The sequence below is a fragment of the Ferrigenium sp. UT5 genome (assembly GCF_045866295.1).
Taxonomy (GTDB): domain Bacteria; phylum Pseudomonadota; class Gammaproteobacteria; order Burkholderiales; family Gallionellaceae; genus Sideroxyarcus.
The window spans coordinates 1-1,077 of sequence record NZ_BAAFRY010000063.1; the positions used below are offsets into that span (position 1 = coordinate 1).

The 1,077-nt window shown below is 50.5% G+C and carries 2 tRNA genes and 1 rRNA gene; all 3 read left to right on the forward strand.

Annotated elements, in window-relative coordinates:
• Positions 1-62: 62 nt before the first annotated feature.
• Positions 63-139: transfer RNA gene (locus ACKTSJ_RS11140), tRNA-Ile, on the forward strand.
• A 15-nt stretch (positions 140-154) separates the two neighbouring features.
• Positions 155-230, forward strand: a tRNA-Ala gene (locus tag ACKTSJ_RS11145).
• Between the two features lie 309 nt (positions 231-539).
• Positions 540-1,077 (forward strand): 23S ribosomal RNA (locus ACKTSJ_RS11150); the annotation flags it as partial.

The window sequence follows — 1,077 nt, forward strand, 5'->3', positions numbered from 1 at the left end:
GTGGGAAATCGCGGGTAAAAAACGCTCGTGACGGACGACGCAAGCCCGAAACGCACAAGATCGGGTCTGTAGCTCAGCTGGTTAGAGCACCGTGTTGATAACGCGGGGGTCGTTGGTTCGAGTCCAACCAGACCCACCAGAGCAAGGGAATAACGGGGGTTTAGCTCAGCTGGGAGAGCACCTGCTTTGCAAGCAGGGGGTCGTCGGTTCGATCCCGTCAACCTCCACCATTACATTGGGATGGCCGTGTCTTGAAACGAAAGAGTAAGACTCGATATCAAAGCCTGGTGGTTTTGATATCGGCTTTTGCTGATAGAACAGCAGTTCTTTAACAATTTGGAAGAAGTAAAGAAAGTGATTCACGCAGTCGTGGGCACGGGGAAACCCGTAACAACGGCGGCTGAAAAACTAAATGGGTTTTGATTGTATCAATCCGTATTCATGCAGTCGTATGGATGCGGAGTCACAAACGCGAGACGAAGAAGCACAATACTTGTAGCGTTCCTTGGCGGTAAAAAGCCGAGGGCTTAACGTTATAGGGTCAAGCGAATAAGTGCATATGATGGATGCCTTGGCGATTACAGGCGATGAAAGACGTGTAAGCCTGCGAAAAGCTTCGGGGAGCTGGCAATAGAGCATTGATCCGAAGATATCTGAATGGGGAAACCCGGCCCGCAAGGGTCACTCCCAAGTGAATACATAGCTTGGGTAGAGCGAACCCGGAGAACTGAAACATCTAAGTACCCGGAGGAAAAGAAATCAACCGAGATTCCGCAAGTAGTGGCGAGCGAACGCGGAGCAGCCTGCAAACTTTAGCTTCTGAATTAGTGGAACAGTCTGGAAAGTCTGGCCATAGTGGGTGATAGTCCCGTACGCGAAAATTCAGGAGTGGAAATAGGTTTGGAACAAGTAGGGCGGGGCACGAGAAACCCTGTCTGAACATGGGGGGACCATCCTCCAAGGCTAAATACTCGTAATCGACCGATAGTGAACCAGTACCGTGAGGGAAAGGCGAAAAGAACCCCGGAAGGGGAGTGAAATAGATCCTGAAATCGTATGCATACAAACAGTGGGAGC